General features: G+C 33.7%; 14 protein-coding genes. 3 read left to right on the top strand and 11 right to left on the bottom strand.

What is annotated here, in order from left to right; genetic code table 11:
- Positions 1–247: 247 nt before the first annotated feature.
- Both mazG and BLT04_RS04480 read left to right on the top strand, forming a co-directional pair.
- A complete protein-coding gene (mazG, locus tag BLT04_RS04485) occupies positions 248–1,024 on the top strand; it encodes a nucleoside triphosphate pyrophosphohydrolase (RefSeq protein ID WP_089754052.1) in 777 nt (258 codons plus the stop codon).
- The gene (locus BLT04_RS04480; protein WP_228421904.1) at positions 1,021–1,896 is read left to right on the top strand and encodes a hypothetical protein; all 876 of its coding nucleotides are present in this window, start codon (positions 1,021–1,023) and stop codon (positions 1,894–1,896) included. The genes mazG and BLT04_RS04480 overlap by 4 nt, the downstream gene beginning before the upstream one ends.
- Before the next feature lie 73 nt (positions 1,897–1,969).
- Here BLT04_RS04480 and BLT04_RS04475 read toward each other — a convergent pair whose 3' ends face one another.
- Positions 1,970–5,674 (bottom strand): metallophosphoesterase, encoded by a 3,705-nt coding sequence (locus tag BLT04_RS04475; RefSeq protein WP_228421903.1) that lies wholly within the window; start codon positions 5,672–5,674, stop codon positions 1,970–1,972.
- Positions 5,675–5,712: 38 nt separating this feature from the next.
- Here BLT04_RS04475 and BLT04_RS04470 point away from each other — a divergent pair, with 38 nt between their 5' ends.
- Positions 5,713–6,888: a Pycsar system effector family protein gene (locus BLT04_RS04470; RefSeq protein WP_089754048.1), complete on the top strand. Its 1,176-nt coding sequence runs from the start codon at positions 5,713–5,715 to the stop codon at positions 6,886–6,888.
- A 54-nt stretch (positions 6,889–6,942) separates the two neighbouring features.
- Here the strand turns inward: BLT04_RS04470 and BLT04_RS04465 are convergent, their stop codons facing one another.
- The 10 genes from BLT04_RS04465 to BLT04_RS04415 form a co-directional block, all read right to left on the bottom strand.
- A complete protein-coding gene (locus BLT04_RS04465) occupies positions 6,943–9,258 on the bottom strand; it encodes a GAF domain-containing protein (RefSeq protein WP_089754047.1) in 2,316 nt (771 codons plus the stop codon).
- Positions 9,259–10,238: 980 nt separating this feature from the next.
- Positions 10,239–10,799 (bottom strand): hypothetical protein, encoded by a 561-nt coding sequence (locus BLT04_RS18985; protein WP_185114302.1) that lies wholly within the window; start codon positions 10,797–10,799, stop codon positions 10,239–10,241.
- Positions 10,796–11,605, bottom strand: coding sequence for a hypothetical protein (locus tag BLT04_RS04450; protein ID WP_139166211.1), 810 nt, complete (start codon positions 11,603–11,605; stop codon positions 10,796–10,798). The genes BLT04_RS18985 and BLT04_RS04450 overlap by 4 nt, the downstream gene beginning before the upstream one ends.
- A gap of 4 nt (positions 11,606–11,609) precedes the next feature.
- The gene (locus tag BLT04_RS04445) at positions 11,610–13,601 is read right to left on the bottom strand and encodes a M15 family metallopeptidase (RefSeq protein ID WP_089754041.1); all 1,992 of its coding nucleotides are present in this window, start codon (positions 13,599–13,601) and stop codon (positions 11,610–11,612) included.
- A gap of 295 nt (positions 13,602–13,896) precedes the next feature.
- The gene (locus BLT04_RS04440) at positions 13,897–15,282 is read right to left on the bottom strand and encodes an NADH-quinone oxidoreductase subunit N (RefSeq protein ID WP_089754039.1); all 1,386 of its coding nucleotides are present in this window, start codon (positions 15,280–15,282) and stop codon (positions 13,897–13,899) included.
- Positions 15,283–15,380: 98 nt separating this feature from the next.
- Entirely contained in the window at positions 15,381–16,874 is a 1,494-nt protein-coding gene (locus BLT04_RS04435) for a complex I subunit 4 family protein (protein ID WP_089754036.1), read from the bottom strand.
- Positions 16,874–18,787, bottom strand: a complete 1,914-nt coding sequence (gene nuoL, locus BLT04_RS04430; RefSeq protein WP_089754034.1) for an NADH-quinone oxidoreductase subunit L — start codon at positions 18,785–18,787, stop codon at positions 16,874–16,876. Before nuoL ends, BLT04_RS04435 begins: the two co-directional genes overlap by 1 nt.
- A gap of 2 nt (positions 18,788–18,789) precedes the next feature.
- A complete protein-coding gene (gene nuoK, locus BLT04_RS04425) occupies positions 18,790–19,119 on the bottom strand; it encodes an NADH-quinone oxidoreductase subunit NuoK (RefSeq protein ID WP_089754032.1) in 330 nt (109 codons plus the stop codon).
- A gap of 4 nt (positions 19,120–19,123) precedes the next feature.
- Entirely contained in the window at positions 19,124–19,621 is a 498-nt protein-coding gene (locus BLT04_RS04420) for an NADH-quinone oxidoreductase subunit J family protein (RefSeq protein ID WP_089754030.1), read from the bottom strand.
- Positions 19,621–20,178: a NuoI/complex I 23 kDa subunit family protein gene (locus BLT04_RS04415; protein ID WP_027380121.1), complete on the bottom strand. Its 558-nt coding sequence runs from the start codon at positions 20,176–20,178 to the stop codon at positions 19,621–19,623. The genes BLT04_RS04420 and BLT04_RS04415 overlap by 1 nt, the downstream gene beginning before the upstream one ends.
- Between the last annotated feature and the right edge of the window lie 116 nt (positions 20,179–20,294).

Here is a 20,294-nt window from a genome sequence, read left to right as displayed (position 1 = left end):
AATGAAGCGTTAAGAAAATAAATTATGTGAACGTTAAGAAAATTCTACTGTTTGAGTGCGGGACAAAATTTGAAATGAATAAACATGAGCAAATCCGTACGAGTTTTAGAATTTTTAGAGAACAGAATTTATTTTTAGCGTAAGTTTCCAAGTCTTGAACTTTTGGTTCTTTTGTTTCAAGACAAAAGAACATTATATTAATAAAGATTTACCTTAAATTTGTATTACTTAGAATTCCCAATTACTTATGAATACCAGACAGGAAAAACTAGAAGCTTTCGGAAGATTATTAGACATTATGGATGATTTGCGCGAAAAATGCCCGTGGGATCAGAAACAGACGTTGGAATCGCTTCGCCATTTGACGCTTGAAGAAACATATGAACTTTCCGATGCCATTTTGCAGGGTGATTTACAGGAGATTAAGAAAGAATTGGGTGATGTTCTGCTTCATTTGGTTTTTTATGCTAAAATTGGTTCGGAAAAGGAAAGTTTTGATATTGCAGATGTTATTAATTCTTTGAATGAAAAATTAATTTTCCGTCACCCTCATATTTATGGTGATGTAGAAGTGAAAAATGAAGAAGAAGTAAAGCAAAATTGGGAAAAATTAAAGCTGAAGGAAGGAAATAAGTCCATTTTGGGTGGTGTTCCGAAAAGTTTGCCGAGCTTGGTGAAAGCCTACAGAATTCAGGATAAAGTAAAAGGAATTGGTTTTGAATTTAATAATTCCGAAGATGCCTGGAAAAAAGTGGATGAAGAAATTCAGGAATTCCATGCGGAAACTGATTTGGATAAAAAAGAACTGGAACTGGGAGATGTATTTTTTTCGTTAATCAATTATGCAAGAATTTTAGGAATTAATCCTGATTCAGCATTGGAAAGAACCAATTTGAAATTTATTTCAAGATTCCAGAAAATGGAAAATTTGGCCTCTGATGAAAATTTAAAGCTTGCAGATATGTCTTTAGAAGAAATGGATGTACTTTGGGAAAAAGCTAAACTAATAAATAATAACCAATGAAAATGAATATTTTTTGTGCAGCAGCATCACTTTTATTGATGGGATGCAATCCGAAAACTCAAAGTGAATCAAAAGAAGATACTTTAAAAGTAGAATTTTCTTTACCTAAAAAACTCAAAGAAGTTTCAGGAATAGCTTTGTCTCAGGATAAAAAAACGATTTGGGCGATTGAAGATCAGGGAAATAAAAATGTGGTTTATGGCTTGGATAACTCGGGAAAACTGGTTTCCGATGTGCTTGTCGCAAATGCTGAAAATAATGACTGGGAAGATATTACAGCAGATTCTCAAGGGAATATTTATCTCGGTGATTTTGGAAATAATGATAATGACCGACAGAATCTTGCCATTTTAAAATTAGACTTAAAAGATGCTTCTCAAAAGACGGCTAATGTAATTCAGACGACAAAATATCATTATGAAGGCCAGACAGAATTCCCGCCAAAAAAATCGCATTGGCTATATGATTGTGAAGCTTTTGTAGAAATGAATGGAAATTTTTACCTTTTCACAAAAAACAGAAGCAAAGGTTTCGACGGTACTTTTTTAGTGTTCCAGATTCCTAATAAAGAGGGTGATTTTGAGGCAAAACTGATCGGAAAACTGAAGCTTCAGGGAAGTTACAGTGATGCTGCAATTACTTCTGCGACTATAAACAGCACAAAAGACAAAATTGTATTGCTGACTCATAAAAATATCCACGTTCTTTCAGGATTTACAGCAAATGATTTTAAAGATGCTAAAATTCAGAAAATATCACTAAACCATAATTCTCAAAAAGAAGCGGTTGTTTTTCTTGATGATAAAACATTACTGATCGCTGATGAAAAAGATAAAAGTACGGGAGGAAATGTGTATAAATTTTCTTTCTGATTGAGCAATATAAAATAAAAAACCGCAGAAAATTTTTCTGCGGTTTTTTATTTATAGTTAATTTTAAATTTAATTAAAACGTCATTCCTACGCCGGCAGAAAGCCTTCCGCCATCTGTTCCATAGAAATAATTGACTCTTGCAGAAAACATTTCCACAATGCTTAGCCAAAATCCCGCTCCTACAGACTGATGCCATTTCTGGGAATTTTCGCCATCATTCCAGACTCTTCCGAAATCATAGCCAACCAAAACTCCCATATTGGCAGGAACAATATTATTTCTCACTCTTCCGAAATCCCAACGCACTTCAGAGTTATTTGTAAAGTAAGATTTTCCTGAGAATCTGTCATTTCTGAAAGCCCTCATTCCATTATTTCCGCCAATGCTTGCCGCCTGGTAAAATTCAAAATTGTTATTGTTGATCCACATTACATTGCTTGAATTGGCAAAAACAAAGTTTCCTTTTTTATCAATTCTATGATCAATTGTAAGTCTTCCGTTTAAGGTTAAAAAATTCTTGTCAAAATTTGAAAGGTTAGCTTTCCAATCAGCTTTTAACATAAATTCCATTCCCAAAGTCGGAAAAGCGTTGTTGTCTAAATTTTTAAAGCTAAAAGTATAGTTGGCTCCTGCAAATTGCTGATTATCGAATACTTCCGGTCTTACATCAGGAGAAATATCTACAAAACGGTTTCCTTTTCTCTGAACTTTATTATTTTCAAAAGTCAGCTGTAATTTATTTTCTAAATTCATCCAGCTTTTCCTGGAAATCGCCGGTGCAAAATAGAACTTTGAAATTCTTGCTCTGTTATATTCTCTTTCTACAAGCTCTTTATCGTAAAAACTTTCATTGGATAATCCGAAGAAATTTTCTGCAAAACGCGGCGTTGTGTACGAAGCATCCAGATTAAAATCCCAGCCTGAGATCGCTTTCTTGAAAATCCCTTTATAAACTAAATTAAATCCACCGGTTGCCGTATAAAAATTCGCTTTTAAGCTATGTTTTTGAGTGTAAGGTGCTCTTATGAAATTATTAACGGTATAATTCGCCAAAACCCCAATAATTACCCCATCATCAGGATTATAATCGGCGTTCGGGTATCCCGCAAAATAGCTGTATTTCGGATGCTTATAATTGTATGTATTGATATCATAATCGTCTGAAATATTTTTCGTTGCCCCTTTGGTATTGTAGGTGTTTTTTTGAGATTTAAAATCATAAATTTTTATCTTGCTTCCATTGGCAACATTGTACGTGTCATTATTATAACCACCCACAAGACGGATATTCATTTTTGGTCTTCCATTACCGGAAACTTCATAAATATCATCGTCTTCAAGCCCGTATACCCAAAGCTCTTTTGTTTTTGAATCGTCATAAGTTTTTTCAAAAACCAGCTCAGGATTTTCTTTATTTTTATCTAATTTATATTGCTTTACATTAACTGTATTTCCGTTTTTTGTAATGACAAACTTATCTGGATTTACGGTTCCTGCTAACGGAACTTTTTCCTGCAAAACGTCATAATATCTTACAGCATATTCTTGTAATTTTGTTTTTCTGGCTTTTAATTTTCGTTGGATGTCAGCAATTGTTTCATCTTTTACTTCTTTCGGAATATTGTTGAAAGCTTCATCAATATCTTGGTCCGTCAAATGCTCCTGAATATATTTTGCCTGTGCGATCCATTCTTCTTCAGTTGACTCTTTTAGGAAAACCAGATCCAGAGGATAAGGTTCCATTGCCAGCCATTTGACGTTTTTAATATCATCTTTAAAGGTTTTCATGTGACGGATTGCGGGAATATTCATAATAATTTTAAATGCAGCACCGTCATATTTGCTGAAAGCCTGATCTCTGTCTCTTGGGATTGGCTTGTAAATTGTCTTGTTGCCATCTTCATATTCTGCCCATTTCCATTGATCTGAATGCCGGTCCCAGTCGCCAATCAGCATATCAAAAATTCTTGCTCTGATATATGATTCTCTGTCTACAGAATATGTGTAATTTTTTGTAAAATTTTTCAAAACATCATCCGTAGAAACAATATCTTTTGCATTATCAAGGGCTTGTAATGTTTTCGGATCTGCAGAAAAACGTTCTTCGATCATGTACATTTCATCACCGTAGGTAGAATTGTATTCTCCCAATCCATATTGTTTCGGAATATAAAATAACCTTGGGTTGCTGTGAAAAATATTTACTTTATCAGCTAGATTATTTACTGAAAATGGAGTAAACGGATGATTGGTAGTATAAAAATCTAATAAAAATCTTTCCGGGAATGTATTATTTAATTCATTGCCAAATGTACTTTTCTTAAAAGCCATATTGTTAAGGAAACGAACGGCACTTTTTTTCACGCCTCTCATGACAAATTCCTGCCCGTTTTGAGATTTTAAGCGTAAACTATTTGATTGATTTCCACCACCTTCCCGAAATGGAGTGTAGCCGCCGTCAAGTTCAGAAATATTGGCTGTCGGAGCTTCGATCGGCATTCCGTAATATTTTCTGTAATGCTCACCCCAAAGCCATCTGTAAATTTTTCCCTTTTCTGTCAGTTTTTTAGGATAAATTGTAGATGAGACTGTAGTTGGTAACGATTTCGGAAAATTATTCACAAATACATCCGGCTTTGATGTTACGGAAATTTGTGTCAATTTTTCGAGTTTATTGTCTTTTGTAGAAAAATATTCAACATCAGTGCTTTGATCTTTTCTCAGATTTAAAACGGCAAAACCACTTCCACCGTATGAAAAATCACTTTTCTGAGCAATGGCAGAAGGATCAACCTTGGAGCCCGCACCACTGATAATTTGTCTGATATTTCTTTCTTCGTGATATTGCAGGTTGTGATCGTGCCCTGAAACAAAAATGATATTTTCTTTATCCTGGACGATACTTTTTAGCCTGTTCGCAAAATCTGCGTAATGTTTATTGTTTATATCTTCCAGACTTGCCCCGGATGAGGTTCTCAATACATTCACCAGGCTTGCGACTCCAGGAACGGGTATTTTACTCTTTAATGGAAAAAGCTGGGCTTTTGCAGAGTTAAAACCTGCATGCACACCACTGCTTATGATAGGATGATGTAATGCGACGATAATTTTCTTGCCCTGATTTTTATTAATCAAATCTTTAAATTCAGTGAAAAAATCTTCGCGGGTTTTAATGGTGCAGTTCTTATTGACTCCGGGGTAGTCGTCCCAGTTTACTAACGCCCATTCAGAGTCAATGACAATTAATTTGATGTCTTTCGTAAGGTTTACATCATCAATCGGGCATGAATTTTTTGGAAGAAATCCTTTTTTATCGTCTAAATAATTTTTAACAAATTCTTCCTGCGCTTTTAAGCCGTCCAAACCATTATACCAATCATGATTTCCAGGAATAACCAATGTTTTTCCTTTGAAATTTTGGGCTATTTTCAACTGTTCTTCCAGTTTTTCTTTCGCGGAGACGTAGCCTTCAGTTTTTTCTTTTGGCATTCCTGAAGGATAAATATTATCTCCCAGAAAAATAAGCATGGAGTTTTGATCAGCGGAATCAAGCTTGTTTTTAAGTAAATTTAAAGTTTGCCTAGACTGCGGTTCGTTTGGATTTCCTGCATCACCGATTAAGAAAATTTTAAAGTCATTTTCAGATTTTATATCAGAATTTTTTACTTCAAATAAGTTTTTTCCTTTTTTTACGTTATAGGTTGCACAAGAATATAAAAGTCCGGGAACCAGTAAAAATTTTATTGGAACCGAAAATCTTTTTAGATGTGTTTTCAAGGATAAATTCATAAATTTACATTAACAAAAATTCAGGTATGGATATTTTACAAAAAGCGAAAGATTATGTTGAAATCTTATTCAAAGATAAGCTATCTTCGGTATATTTTTATCATAATTTTATTCATACTACGTATACAGTTAATAAAGCTGACGAGATTATGAGAAACACGCCTGTATCTAAAGAAGATCAGGAAAAAGTGTTGCTTGCTCTTTGGTTTCATGATACAGGATATATAGAATGCGCAGAAAATCATGAAGAAGAAGGTGTTAAGATCATGAAAAATTTTCTACAAAATGAAAATTATTCTGAAGATTATATTGATGCCGTTGCGCAATTGATTTTAGCGACAAAAATAACATATGAACCTCAAAATCTTTTAGAAAAAATTGTAAAAGATGCGGACTGCAGCCACTTTGCGAGCCATGATTACAATGATATTTCTGATGCTTTGAGAAAAGAATGGGAACTTACCAATGTAAGGTGTTTTTCTAATGATGAATGGAATGAAGGCAATCTTGAAATGCTGAAAAATAAGCATACCTTTTATACAGAGTATGCTAAAGAAAATTGGGAACCTTTAAAAAAGAAAAATATTAAGAAAATTGAGAAAAAGCTAGAAAAAGAAGAAGGGAAAAAAGAAAATTCTGAAAAGAAGGAAACAAAAGAAATAAAAGATTCTAAGCCCGACAGAAGTGTTGATACACTGTTCAGAGTGACGTTGAATAATCATACAAGATTGAGTGATATAGCCGACAGTAAAGCGAATATTTTACTTTCCGTCAATGCGATTATTATTTCGGTTTGTCTTTCTGTTTTGGTTCCAAAATTGGATACTCCGAAAAATTCCCACCTTATCATTCCGAGTTTTGTATTGCTTTTATCGAGTGTTTTAACGATTATTTTTGCAATTTTATCAACAAAGCCAAATGTAACAAAAGCTAAGTTTACGAATCAGGATGTTGCCGACAGAAAAGTAAATCTTTTATTCTTCGGTAATTTTAATAGAATGATTTTCGATGATTATAACAATGCGATGAAAGATTTAATCAAAGACAGAGATTATATTTATGATTCAATGGTGAAAGATTTATACTATTTAGGAAAAGTTTTAGATAGAAAATACAGGCTTTTGTCGATAACATATAAGATTTTTATGGCAGGAATTATTATTTCCGTATTATCTTTCGGATATGCTTTTCTTTCTTTATAAATTTAACTTAAACGTAGAAAATTATTTGAATTTTACGGATGATTGAAATCCGAGTTATTGTATTTCCTGATGTTGGGTGATAGAAACTCTCAGCGCAAGAAGCCCTGTAATTCCTTGCAAATCTTCGACTTTTAAAAATTCGATATCATTTTCAAGGATGTTTTTTTTCTGAAGCTTTGCAACATAATCGAGATATTCTTTTTGATTTTCCATGCCGAAATAGACAATTGTAATTTTTCCCGGGCATGTTATTCTTTCTGAAGAGCCTTTAATATGGGCTTTATCCAGTCTCTTTTTTATAATTTCATAATAAGAATTGAAGGCGCCGTCTACATCAAAACGTTTTTCATCCATTCGGAAACGGATATCTATTTTTTCATTATAAACGAAAATTAATGAAGCAATATCTAAAGAAATAGGCATATTTTTCTTAAAGCTCTGAAATTCCTGTTCCATATTACAGATAGTTTTCAGCTGCCAATACCTAAGTTTATGAACAAATTTTGAGCTGTAATGCAAATCCGGGGCAATGGCCGATCCTATATACAGATTATGTTCCACGCCGTCAGATTTAAATCTTTCATAATAATGCGGAAAAAGCTGTTGAGCTTCAATTTGGCCTTCATCCAACATGTCGGCTAACTTCCTGTTTATCAGGGTTATGGATTCATCCAAGCTTCTTCTGTGATTGTAGAATAAATGATTTTGACTTACCTGAGCAAAATAATCTTTGATTTTGGTTTTTATTTCTTTGGTAGATTTAAGCTCTAGTTTTCCCTGTAAATAGGGATGAATTTCGTCTCTTAACAATCGTTGGAGACGCTGTTCTGTATCGGCTTTTATTTCGTTGTTTAATTCATTTTCAAAAATATCTAAAGCCAGTAAATATTTCTCAGAATCTGAATTTATTAATGAAAAAATTTCATGAAGCGCTTCAATCTGTTCATTCAGATCTTCAAGCATTAAATTATAACGTTTTTCCGAAGACGAACGAATATCGGAAAAACCAAATAAAGGCGTTAAATTTTTAAACGAAATCTGTTTTAAGGTGTAAATTTTTTTCGCCAATGAAGCATTGAAATATCTTTCCGCTTCACTTCTGAATTTCCAGATGACACTGTCATGAATCGTTGTATATTCACGTTGAATAATGGCTTCAATCTGATTGTTTCGCTCAAAAGTGAATCTGCTCAGTGAGAACAAAATCATGTCTGCAAAAAACTCAAGCTTTTTCAGCTTTAAACCATTGAAGCTATTGGGAATTGGCGAAGTAAATTCAATAATAGCCAGCAATTCATTATCTTTCATGATAGGAATTACCATAAAGCTATTAATATTATTTTCTATGAGAATCTCAAAAGACGGTAAATTTTTTACATGCGCATCCAGGTTGCTGACATTTGAAACAACGATAGGTTTTGAATTATAATTAAAATTTTCAAAGGTTGTTTTTTGCACTTCCTCGTCAAAAGTATTGATCCAGAAATCAAGGATATGATTGGTAAATACGTTTTCATAAATTGGAACTTTTTCAAGTCTTTTTTCTTTTTTATTGAAAAGCATTAATCCAAACTTGAGCTCAGCGACATCAAAATAAGATTTAAGAACTTCTTCTAGATTTTCATCAGGCGTAAGGTTTTCCGGATCGATCTGTATCATGCTTGATTTAAGGTCTGACAGCGCGACTTCAGAGGTACAATCGACTAAGGAAATAATGGTAAAACCGCTCAGAATCCAGGATTTTGAGGGAAAATATTTCTTCCACAACTTGATGTCATCCATATTTTCAAGAAGCATATCGATTATTCGATCTTCGGGAATCAGGGCTTCCTCAGTGGGATAAATATCACTAAAATCTGAATTTACCGTGATTTTATAATGCTTCATAATGCCGAGCTTATTCGGAATATCATAATAAAAGGGAAGTGTGCTTCTTATATCTCTTTTGAAATAAACCTGTAAAATAAGGCAGCAGCAGAAAACATAAAATTCATCATCGTTGATGTTTCTGAGTTCTATTTCAAAGTCTTTTCCGGCATCTTTAAGAATATTTTTAAACCTTTCGGTATAATTAAATGTAATATTTGAAAGCGGAATGCTGGCTGCTTTTATTTCATTGTTGGTAAGCCCGGTCGGGAAAAGATCGGCCAAAAGAAGTTTGATGAGGTCTTCATATTTATCCAGTAAGGTCAGGTCCTGAAAACCATCTCGAAGCTCCTGAAAGTTTTTTGTTTTTTCGATCAGTGATTCGGCATAATTGACACGGTACTCCAATCTGTCATTATAGCGGATATGTTCCAACACGTCCAAATATTTTTTGAACGAGATAAAAACCTGAAATGGAGCGTCTTTTTTGTAAAGATTTGCCAAAAGCCTGAAATTTAAGTAAAGTTATGAAAAAAGCACAACTTTTTGGTTGTGCTGTGTTATTTTTCATTAGTACTTTTCTGCTTTGATGGTATATTATATCTATTCTTAATTTTTATATCAATTTTAAAGAATTTTGTGATTACTTTTCAACAATACACAAATTTTATTAAAATCCTATTCGTTAGTGCAATGAATAATTGTTGCGACATTACTATTCTTATTAAAAGGATTTTCAGTTTGAATATATTTTTTTGTCTTCTTATAATAAAATCCAAACCATGTTAAATTCATTTTCGATTTATTAATAATTTCCATGAAAATATCTCTTATCAAATAGATTAGGAATGATTTTTTTTCATTAAGATCATGCCTCTTATTGTCATTTTTATTTTTATTATTTTCCTGCCCATTACAAGAAATTAATCCTGTAAGAAAGAACAGTAAACTAAAAAATATTTATAATTTTTTTCATAACGTGTTACCTTGATAATATTTCAATTCAAACTATAATAAACTAATTATCAGATTACAAAACCTAAATAAATCAATATTTTACACAAACATTATTCATTACATTTTTGCAAAACAAACACTTTGTTTTTTCATATGTGTATGAAAAAAATTATATGTTTCATTTTATATAACCGCCTTTTGAAATTTTATATATTTTTTTATCAAATATCTTTTCTATTTCATTTGAAATAATCGACTTTTCAACACTTATAATATAACTTTCACTGATAAAAAAGTTGTACTAATAGAATTACCATTATCAGACTCTTCACTTGTATAAATAATAATATTTGAAATGGGCTTATAGCTACTATCTAAAGTAAATAAGTACCAATTAGATTGTCCATTTTCATTGTATGCTATTAGAATAATAGGTTTATTATTATTTGTAATTGGAAGTTTTGCAATTTTTGCAATTTTATAATTATCCATATGATCTAACGGAAAAATGTTGTAATATTTTTTATCTAAAGAAATAAAGTCGTTTTCGTTGGAATAGCATCAAAACTGTATTTATTTGGAAGTGATATTTCCTTGCATTGATTATAAATACTCTCTAATGAAGTTTTAGATAAACTACCTTGATTATAATTAACACATTCATCAAATAATTTTTTCCAATGTGAATCAAATTTAAGTTCTTTTGGTTTTTCTAAATTTGCAGAAGTATCAAATAACTTTCCTGTTTTTTTATAATAATTTATCCAGCCAATTGTTCCTGTTCCATCCGTATCAAAAAAAAGTTTTGCAGAAATATACTCCTCATTATCTTCATCAATTTCAAGGTTAACTTTTTCCTTTTGAATACTCCAATTTGAAAAAGGGAAATTACTACTTCTTACCAATTCAGTTAAATAATCATAACAGCTTTCAGATTTAACTATCGGGTTATTTATTATTTTTGTTGCATTTGTTGTATCTGGTTTAATTTTAGCTTCTATTGAATCAGATATTTTTTTATCTTTTCTAAATTCTCCTTTACAAGAGAATAATAAAAGTAAAAAAAGAGTTGGAAATATTTTTTTCATTTTAATTTTTTTAGCTTATACTTTTGTTTTTTTCCATCATTTAAATTGATGTCAATATATGGGCTTTGCAACACATAGTCTTTCCCATCAAGGCCAATGGTTCCAAAATCTTTAGTTTTTTGTAAATGAATTTCATTTTCTGTATTGTCTAATCCTTTAAAAAAATTTAGACTTATCGTTTTTTCATTGTCTTTAGATGATAACATATAGTATTCATATAATTGAAAACCCTTAGCCAAATAAGTGATTGAATCTTTTGAAATAGTCAATTTTATTTCGTGGATGTTTCTCCAATCATCTGAATCTTCGTTTATAGAAAATGAATAAACTCCATTCCATCTATTTGATTTCTTTAAATTAACTTTAAAGAAAATTTTAGCATAACTATTAAATATTTTTTGTAATCTTTCCTTTGTTTGAGGTGAAGTAAAAAGATTTTCTTTTGTATGTAATTTTATTTTCGGACTTGAATTGATATAAATTGGTTCACTATATCTATGTGTATCGCACTCTCCTGTTTTTAATTCTTTGTTAAAAATGAATTTGTATACTGATTTACCAGTTTCACCCATTACTTCACTTTCTATTATAGAATCTTGTGTAATATTATTTATTGAAAATTTAACATCTTCACCTTCAGAAGAGTTTACAAAAAGGATAGTATCTTTTATCAGTTTTATCGAATCTGTTCTAATTTCATCTGTATTTGAGTTAAATACTGCTTGTTTAAGTTTGTTGCTTTTCTTGCATGAAAGCGAAATGAGAATTAAAACAAGCAAGCATATACTATTGATTGTATTTTTCATAGATTTATAAAGGAATTTTGGTTGGATCATTATTATTGTCTTCATACAGTTTTCTTAATTCTGAAAGTGATTTTCCAAACATCATTTCGAAATGTGGTTTATCTTTTAGACTTTTCCAGTCTCCTCCCCAATCAAATCCCCATTTTTTACCTATTGGAGCAATTTTTGGCAACACAGTTTCTTGTTCCGCCCAATCTATTCTTCCATTTTTAATCTCAGCCACATCAATGGCTAATCCAAAGTTATGATTACTTTGTCCACCTTTTGCATTTGTTACTTTACTACCTCCTTTTGTTCTTCCTTGTGCATAAAGATCATTCTGTTCAGCATAGGTTCTATATCCTTGTATAATCCTTAACTGAATTCCCATTGTTTTTTCCACTTCATTAATAAAGTTTTTTGCTGCACAGCGAATTTTAGGATGTAGCTTCTCTATTTTCCCATTTGTGGATTTATCCCAAGTATCTACACAATTACCCTCTTTTGGAATTTCCATTTTCTTACCTGCATTACAACTAAATCTTTTTTCTTTATTAATTAATCCTTTAGCATATACTTCTTGTGCTGCCAATGCAACTTCCCAGACATAGGTTTTACCATTATCCTTAGGGCTTCGCACTTTTTTTATTTTTCCTTTAATTACCTTAGTTGTCCATTCGTCATCTTCTTTAAAAAAGAACGGATTTTTTTTATAGGCTGTACCCTCTAATACAATATAATCTCTTTCAGATCCGTGACCACAAGCAGAGGGATATAATACTGCTAAATATAAATCTGCTAATGTTTTGTATTTAATCTTACTTTTTGTTAAATGTTTTTCAACATAATCCATTTGATCTACGAATGACATTTTAACTAGTTTTTTTTGATCAGTTCCAATATCTTTAGCTGCTCCAGAACCAAACTGAATAAGTCCGACATAACCAATGCCATTATCAATTGAAGGATTAAATGTTTCTGCTGTTTCTAAAGCAATTATTGTCATTAACCAATTTGGATTAACATTAAGACTTTTGGCAACTTCAACTATCTTTTTCCTTTCATTACATCCTATTTTATCTCCCCAAATCAAATCATATTGCTTACAAGCACATTTATCATCTTTCTTTTTCTCATCAGGTTCAAACACCGTTGCCACCTGATTTCCAGTATTCACATGAGGATTTATTCCCGGTTGCTTCTTGTATTTTCCTTTAATAACAACCTCCTCGATCAAAGTCTCTCCGTAAGTTTTCTCAGTATCAACACCACTGCTTACCGTTTGAGAAAAAATATAATCCGGGTTTTGTACCTCCACATTTTTACTGACAGACTTGTGTTCGGCGGTTTCTACCACCACATAATATTCATGGAGCTTGTCGTGGCTGCCATCCATAACGGCATTGGCAATTTTTGTAAAATCAATATTCAGTTTAAATTCATGCCACAGAAAACCTTTCTTATTCAGCGCTTTTGTGATGTGGGCAACCCTATTATTCTTATTCTTGGGGCTGTCACCTCCACCCTGGGCATCATCTTCGTAGAGACTTAACTTCACCATTTCTCCCTGCATGTTTTCGGTATAGACCTTTACTTTTATGGTCTGTCCGTACTTCATGACCGTATCCTCTTTAATAGGACTATTGTCAGCTTTAAAGAGTTCTACGCGTGATATTCTCTTCTTTAATCCGGGCAGAACTTTAATTCTCAGTCCCGGAGGAATTCTTTTTTCAGGTTCATAAATATAAGCTTCCAACATCAGTTCACTCCCAACCAACGATTGATTGGTTACGATAACCGGAACGCGATACCCAATTTTGGGAGGAGTTCCGGCTTTGGGCGTCAGCTCGCGCCAATTATCATGATGTTTAAAATCTAAAGCATACAATTTCCATCTTGCAGCATCTACTTTCTTTTTATCATCAATATCGTATATTCGGCTCACTTCGTAATAAGCCGTCTCACCAAGACGAATCTCGGCAGGACCTTTGATCTGTGAAATACCTTTTTTGCTCATGAGTGTTTTTAAATTTTGTATAATTGGTATATATCTCTACCGGTGCATAGTTGTGGTTTAGATATTATTAAATTATTATTAGTAATTATCAGATGGAGGTAAAAGAAAGAGACGAGGTATAATCGTGATTGTACTTGACTTGGTATTTTATCATTTGTATTTGTTTTTGCGTGTTTGTTTTTCAAAATTAGAAAAATAATTGATATAAGCATTATTTTTTCAAAGAGCTTCAAGTTAATTTAAATGAAAAAAGCACAACATTTCTGCTGTGCTCATTTATTTTAAAATTGGATTTTTATAATCCGAACATTCCTGCAAATAAGTCTGGGACAACTCCTAATACAAGGATTGAAGCGATAACAACTACGGCAACAATGTTATAGGTAAGCGTTACTTTTTCTGAAGATTTGAATGTTGATTCTTTGAAGAAGAACATTGCAATGATCAGTCTTAAGTAATAGGCAATTGAAACTGCAGAACCTAAAACAGCCACAAATACTAAGAAAACGCCATGTTTTGAATTCATCGCCTGAGAGAATAATGCAAATTTCCCCATAAAACCAGCTGTTAACGGAACCCCTGCCATTGAAAGCATAGAAATTGTAGCCACGACTGCCAATAAAGGTTCAGATTTTCCCAATCCTTTGAAGGCTCCGAATGAAGTTTCTCTTTTTAATTTTTCTACATAAATCAAGCACATGAAAACTCCGACTGTTGACAAAGAGTAAGCAAATAAATAAAACGCCAAATTATAAGTTGAAAGGCTTGTCATTCCGTAGAAAACCAACCCGATGTAACCTGCGTGAGAAACTGAAGAGTACGCCAGCATTCTTTTTGCATTCGTCTGAGCAAGACCCATAACGTTCGCCAAAAGTAATGTGATGATTAAAAATACTCCGAAAACATTGATCCATTCTGCGGTAACTCCTCCAAAGCCGATGGTCATTAATCTGAATAATGCAAAAAATCCTGAAATTTTTACAACACTCGCCATGAAAGCTGTGATTAATGAAGGCGAACCTGAATAAACATCAGGGCTCCACATATGGAAAGGTGCCAAAGCCACTTTGAATGATAATGCACAAAGAATTAACAGAACTCCTAAAATGAACATGACATCTTTAGGATGTGTAATCCCGAAATCCTGGATTTTATATAAATCAAAACTTCCTGTACTTCCATAAATAAACGCAATCCCGAAAAGTAAGAAACCTGTCGCAAATGCACCCATTAAGAAATATTTAATTGAAGCTTCATTTGATCTTAAATCAGTTTTGTTAGCTCCCGCCATTACGTATAAAGGAATAGAAAGGATTTCAACTCCTAAGAATAACGTTACTAAGTTCTGGTATCCGAAAAGGGTAATTCCGCCGCAAAGTGCGAAAAGCATTAAAGCATATAATTCTGACTGGTGGCTTCTGTGGTTGCTGAATGCAAAACCGCCAAGGAAGAATAACAATAATGTCGTTACAATTGATATTTTAGTGAATAACGCAGTATTTGCAGTATATTCATACATATGTCTGTACTGTTCGAAGAACGCACATTCCGGCATGAAGCTTACATATAATGCGATGATTAATCCAAAAATCCCAATGTATCTTGCGAATTTTCCATGTTCAAAAACTCCTGAAAATAACGCAACAACTGCCGTTAGGAAAACAATAATTAAAACACTCATAGTAGTTAGGTAATAGAGTTTGAGAGCTCGAGAGTTTGAGAGTTGAAACTTGTAAAACTTGACTCTTTGACTCTAGAATTTCTTAATTCTTTAATTTTTTAATTGGCCATCGCCGTGTAAATAAACTTCAACGAACTATCCACCATATCGATTATCGGCTGTGGGAAAATACCAAGTAAGATCACAAAAACCGCTAAACTTGCCAATACAGAGAATTCTACAGATGATAAATCTTTTGCAGTGCTCAAAACTGCTTCATCACCTTTTCCAAACATTGCTTTTCCGTAGAATCTCAATAAATAAACTGCACAAAGAATTACCGTAAGACCAGCAATCACTGCCGCAGTGGCGTTAAAATCGAAAACAGATTTAATCAAAATAAATTCTCCGACAAATCCATTGGTTAACGGAACTCCCATTGAGCCAAGAATGATGATCAGGAATAATACAGCAAACTTAGGGGCCACTTTCGCTAAACCTCCCATTTGTCTGATATCTCTTGATTTAAATCTTTTATATAAAATATCACAGCAGTAGAATAAGCCTACCACGTTGATACCGTGAGCAAAAGTCTGTACCAAAGCACCTTCAGCACCTTCAATATTGAATGTTCCTCTTAAAGTAACAACCGCAGAAGCGAAGATCCCTGCCACCATTAATCCAACGTGAGAGAAAGAAGAATACGCAATGATTCTCTTCATATCAGTTTGGATAATGGCAATTAATGCACCGTGAACAATTCCTACAATCGCAAGAATAATTACAATTTGTCCTGAAATTCCCGCAATCGGAATCGGAGTGATTGGTAACAAATAACGCATAACTCCATACACCGCCATTTTTAGCATAATCCCCGATAACAACATCGATCCTTGAGTAGGAGAGTAGGTATAGGTATCAGGCTGCCAGGTATGGAAAGGGAAGACCGGTAATTTCACTGCAAAAGCAAAGAAAATAAACCAGAATACCACCGTTTGCTGAGTTTCGTTAAGTTGAGCATTGTAAAGATCTGTTAATGCGAATGATGCAGAGTGATTGTAAATGTAAATCAATCCAGCTAACATAAACAACGATCCAACGAATGTATAGACAAAGAATTTTGTTGTAAACTCCATTCTTTTGTTTTCCTGTCCCCAAAGTCCGGCGATAAACCAAATTGGAATCAAAGTTACTTCCCAGAAAATGTAGAACAATAAGCCATCCAAAGAGGTGAAAACGCCTACAAGCCCGAATTGCATCAGCAAAATCAAACCGTAAAAAGAGTTTCTGTAGCTTACATTCTCATTAAAAGAAGATAAAATGATGATTGGCGTCAAAATATTAGTCAACAACAAAAGAAGCATACTCATCCCGTCTATGCCGAAATGAAGCGTACTTTTAATGAATTGTGACCAGGGATAAGTAATCTCGTACTGCAAAGAGCTATCCACTGTCGGTCCAAAATTGAATTCCGAAAGAGCATAGAAAGTCAGCAGCATTTGTACCAATGCAATTCCCAGCGCCAAATATTTGCCGGAATTACCCTTCCATGCAAAAACTAATCCCGAACCTACTAGAGGTAATAGTAATAATGTTAATAATAAACCAGACATTATTGTAATATAAAGTTAACAATCAGTATAATTCCCACCGCTAAAGACATGATAAGAATATAATTCTCAACATTTCCGTTTTGAATACGCTTCATAGATCTACCGCTGTCTTCAGCGCCTTCTCCCACGAAATCTACAAAACGGTCCAGAATGCCTTTATCAAACATTTTTCCTCCGCGTCCTAATCCTTCAACAGTTTTTACAATCAATGCATTGTAAAGTTCGTCAATATATAGTTTTTTAGCAGACAATTTTTCCCATCCTGTGTACTGTTCCTCAGGAAGTGCTTGTTTTTTCTTATTTACATACGTGTTTTTAACGATAAACCAAACACAGAAGAACATCAGAACAGTTGCTCCTAAAAGTATCATTTCAGTACCGAACGGAACTCCGGAAAGGGTAGTTTCCATTTGGTTATAGCTTTCCTCGGTAAGAACCGGCTTCAACCACTCCATTAATTTTGCATAATGACCGTGACCAATGAAGTGAGGAAGGTTGATTAAACCACCCAATACAGAAAGAATAGCCAAAACGATCAATGGTATTGTCATATTTGACGGGCTTTCGTGTAGGTGATGTTTTTGCTCTTCAGTACCTCTGAACTCTCCGTGGAAAGTAAGGTAATACAATCTGAACATATAGGTTGCAGTAACAGCTGCTAAAATAAATAAGAATACCCAGTAAACCGGATTCTTAGCAAAAGCTGCCACTAAAATTTCATCTTTAGAAATCATCCCCGATAATAAAGGGAATCCTGAAATTGCTAATGTCCCGACAAGGAAAGTAGCGTGGGTAAGAGGAATATATTTTTTAAGACCTCCCATGAAACGCATATCCTGCTCGTTGCTCATCGCGTGGATTACAGAACCTGCCCCCAAGAATAATAATGCTTTAAAGAAAGCGTGCGTCATAACATGGAACATAGCCGTTGTATACGCTCCAAGACCTAAAGCGATGAACATGAACCCAAGTTGTGAAACGGTAGAATATGCCAATACTTTTTTGATATCGTTTTGACGAAGCGCATAGAATCCTGCTAAAGCTGCTGTTAAGAATCCGATTAATAAAATTCCGTCCTGAACGGTTGGCGCTAAAGTAAATAAGAAATTTGATCTTACAACCAAATAAATACCCGCAGTTACCATCGTCGCCGCGTGAATCAATGCAGAAACCGGAGTCGGACCTGCCATCGCATCCGGTAACCATGTATATAAAGGAACCTGAGCAGATTTACCAGTTGCACCGATAAATAAACTCGCTGTAATAAAGATTATTATTGGCCCGTCTAATTCAAATTTTGAAGCATTTTGAGCTACAGAAAGATAATCCAAAGCATTGGTCTGAGAAGCGATCATAAAGATGCCGATCAATAATGCCAAGTCACCAATTCTGTTCATAATGAAAGCTTTTCTTGCTGCTTTACCGTATTCTTCGTTGGTGTACCAGAATCCGATCAACAGATAAGAACAAAGACCTACACCTTCCCATCCGATGAACAGGATAAGGTAGTTGCTTCCCATAACTAATAATAACATGGAGAAGATAAACAGATTTAAATAAGTAAAAAACTTATAGAAACCTTTATCATGGCTCATATATCCGATAGAGTACAGGTGAATCAGAGATCCGATCCCTGTGATAATCATGATCATCATTAATGATAACTGATCAATCTGGAATCCGAAATTAATCTGAACTCCGTTTACTCTAAACCATTCAAAAGCTTTTACAATGATAGGCTGGCTTTCAGAATCGAAATTCATGAAAATACTTACCGCAATACAGAAAGATCCGAAAACAGCAATTGTCGCCAAGCTTCCAACAACTATTTTTGGAAGATTTTTTCCGAATAAACCGTTAATAAGAAAACCTAAAAGGGGTAAAAGTATGATTGCATACACTAAATTTTCCATTCTTATCCTCTTAATTTATTAAATATACTTACATCCACAGAACGGGTATTTCTATATAGCATAGCAATAATTGCCAAACCTACCGCTACTTCCGCAGCAGCCACCACCATAATGAAGAAAACTAAAAGTTGTCCGTCGCCATTCCCTTTGTAGGCTGAAAATGCAGCCAATAAAAGGTTTGTAGAATTCAGCATAAGCTCAACACAACCCAAAATAACAATAGCGTTTTTTCTCAACAATACTCCTAACACTCCCAAACAGAACAATACTGAAGAAAGAATTATGAAATAATTTAAAGGGACGCTTTGTATAAATGTATTTACTTCTCCCATAATTTTATAAATCTTTTTTACCGATTAATACCGCACCTACAATACCTGCCAAAATAAGGATGGATGCAAGCTCAAACGGTAAAACATATTCATTAAACAAAAGTCTGCCCAGATTTTTCGTCAGACCAACTCCCTTGTCTACATTCTCAACAACGATATGGTTTTGCTGGACTCCTCTGAATACGCCTAAAACTCCAATTAATAAAAGACCGGCTGTAAAAACTCCAACAAATTTTAAAGTATTGTTCTTCTTACTTTCGTCTTCTTTATTAAGGTTAAGCATCATTAAAATATAAAGGAATAATACCATGATGGCACCAGCGTAGACTATAATCTGGATAATCGCAAGGAATTGTGCATTCAGAAGAATGTACATTCCCGCAATCGAAAACATTGTAACAATTAATGACAAAATAGCATATAAAGGATTTCTGGCGAATACGAAATAAACCGCACTTGCCACTGCTAAAAACGCCACCAAGAAAAATAAAAACTGATCCATTATTTTACCGCATTTTTTTGTTTCTCGGATTGTCTTTCAGTGATATCAATCCTTTCATTTATTTTTTCAACCAACTTATCTTTTCCGTAGATGAAAGAACCTCTGTTGGTTTCCACATCTACCAATCTGTCTGTAAGATAGATCGCAGATTTAGGGCAGGCTTCTTCACACATCCCACAAAAGATACATCTCAGCATATTGATTTCATATACCGAAGCGTATTTTTCTTCTCTGTAAAGGTGTTTTTCTTCCTTTGTTCTTTCTGCGGCAGTCATTGTAATTGCTTCTGCAGGGCAAGCCACCGCACAAAGTCCGCAAGCTGTACATCTTTCTCTGCCTTCTTCGTCTCTTTTCAAAACGTGCTGACCTCTCCAGATTTCTGCTCTGGGTTTCTGTACTTCCGGATACGAATATACTGCAGGGGCACCTTTCAATACTGTTCTTACAGCATGCTTAAATGTAATCCCCATTCCTGTAAAAATTGCAGGAAGGTAGATTTTTTCAGCAAGGGTCATTTCTTTATTGGAAACAACTTTTGATCTGTTCGTAAGTTTCATTTAATTATAGATGTTAGATGTTAGACATTAGAATAATCCTGTCTGTTATCTTAATTAATATTTATTTCTGAATTGCGATGTTAAAGATAAAACTTTGATTCTATCATTTAATCATT

This window comes from Chryseobacterium soldanellicola (genome assembly GCF_900100115.1).
Lineage (GTDB): Bacteria > Bacteroidota > Bacteroidia > Flavobacteriales > Weeksellaceae > Chryseobacterium > Chryseobacterium soldanellicola.
Note: the sequence above shows the minus strand (reverse complement) of the source record. Positions and strands in the feature narration are given on the sequence as shown.

Coding starts and splice junctions, on each gene's coding strand:
- BLT04_RS04435 (WP_089754036.1), bottom strand. CDS start 16,874: ATGTCTGGTTTATTATTAACATTATTACTATTACCTCTAGTAGGTTCG.
- nuoK (WP_089754032.1), bottom strand. CDS start 19,119: ATGGGAGAAGTAAATACATTTATACAAAGCGTCCCTTTAAATTATTTC.
- BLT04_RS04445 (WP_089754041.1), bottom strand. CDS start 13,601: ATGAGCAAAAAAGGTATTTCACAGATCAAAGGTCCTGCCGAGATTCGT.
- BLT04_RS04440 (WP_089754039.1), bottom strand. CDS start 15,282: ATGAGTGTTTTAATTATTGTTTTCCTAACGGCAGTTGTTGCGTTATTT.
- nuoL (WP_089754034.1), bottom strand. CDS start 18,787: ATGGAAAATTTAGTGTATGCAATCATACTTTTACCCCTTTTAGGTTTT.
- BLT04_RS04470 (WP_089754048.1), top strand. CDS start 5,713: ATGGATATTTTACAAAAAGCGAAAGATTATGTTGAAATCTTATTCAAA.
- BLT04_RS04415 (WP_027380121.1), bottom strand. CDS start 20,178: ATGAAACTTACGAACAGATCAAAAGTTGTTTCCAATAAAGAAATGACC.
- BLT04_RS04420 (WP_089754030.1), bottom strand. CDS start 19,621: ATGGATCAGTTTTTATTTTTCTTGGTGGCGTTTTTAGCAGTGGCAAGT.
- BLT04_RS04480 (WP_228421904.1), top strand. CDS start 1,021: ATGAAAATGAATATTTTTTGTGCAGCAGCATCACTTTTATTGATGGGA.
- BLT04_RS18985 (WP_185114302.1), bottom strand. CDS start 10,799: ATGAAAAAAATATTTCCAACTCTTTTTTTACTTTTATTATTCTCTTGT.
- mazG (WP_089754052.1), top strand. CDS start 248: ATGAATACCAGACAGGAAAAACTAGAAGCTTTCGGAAGATTATTAGAC.
- BLT04_RS04450 (WP_139166211.1), bottom strand. CDS start 11,605: ATGAAAAATACAATCAATAGTATATGCTTGCTTGTTTTAATTCTCATT.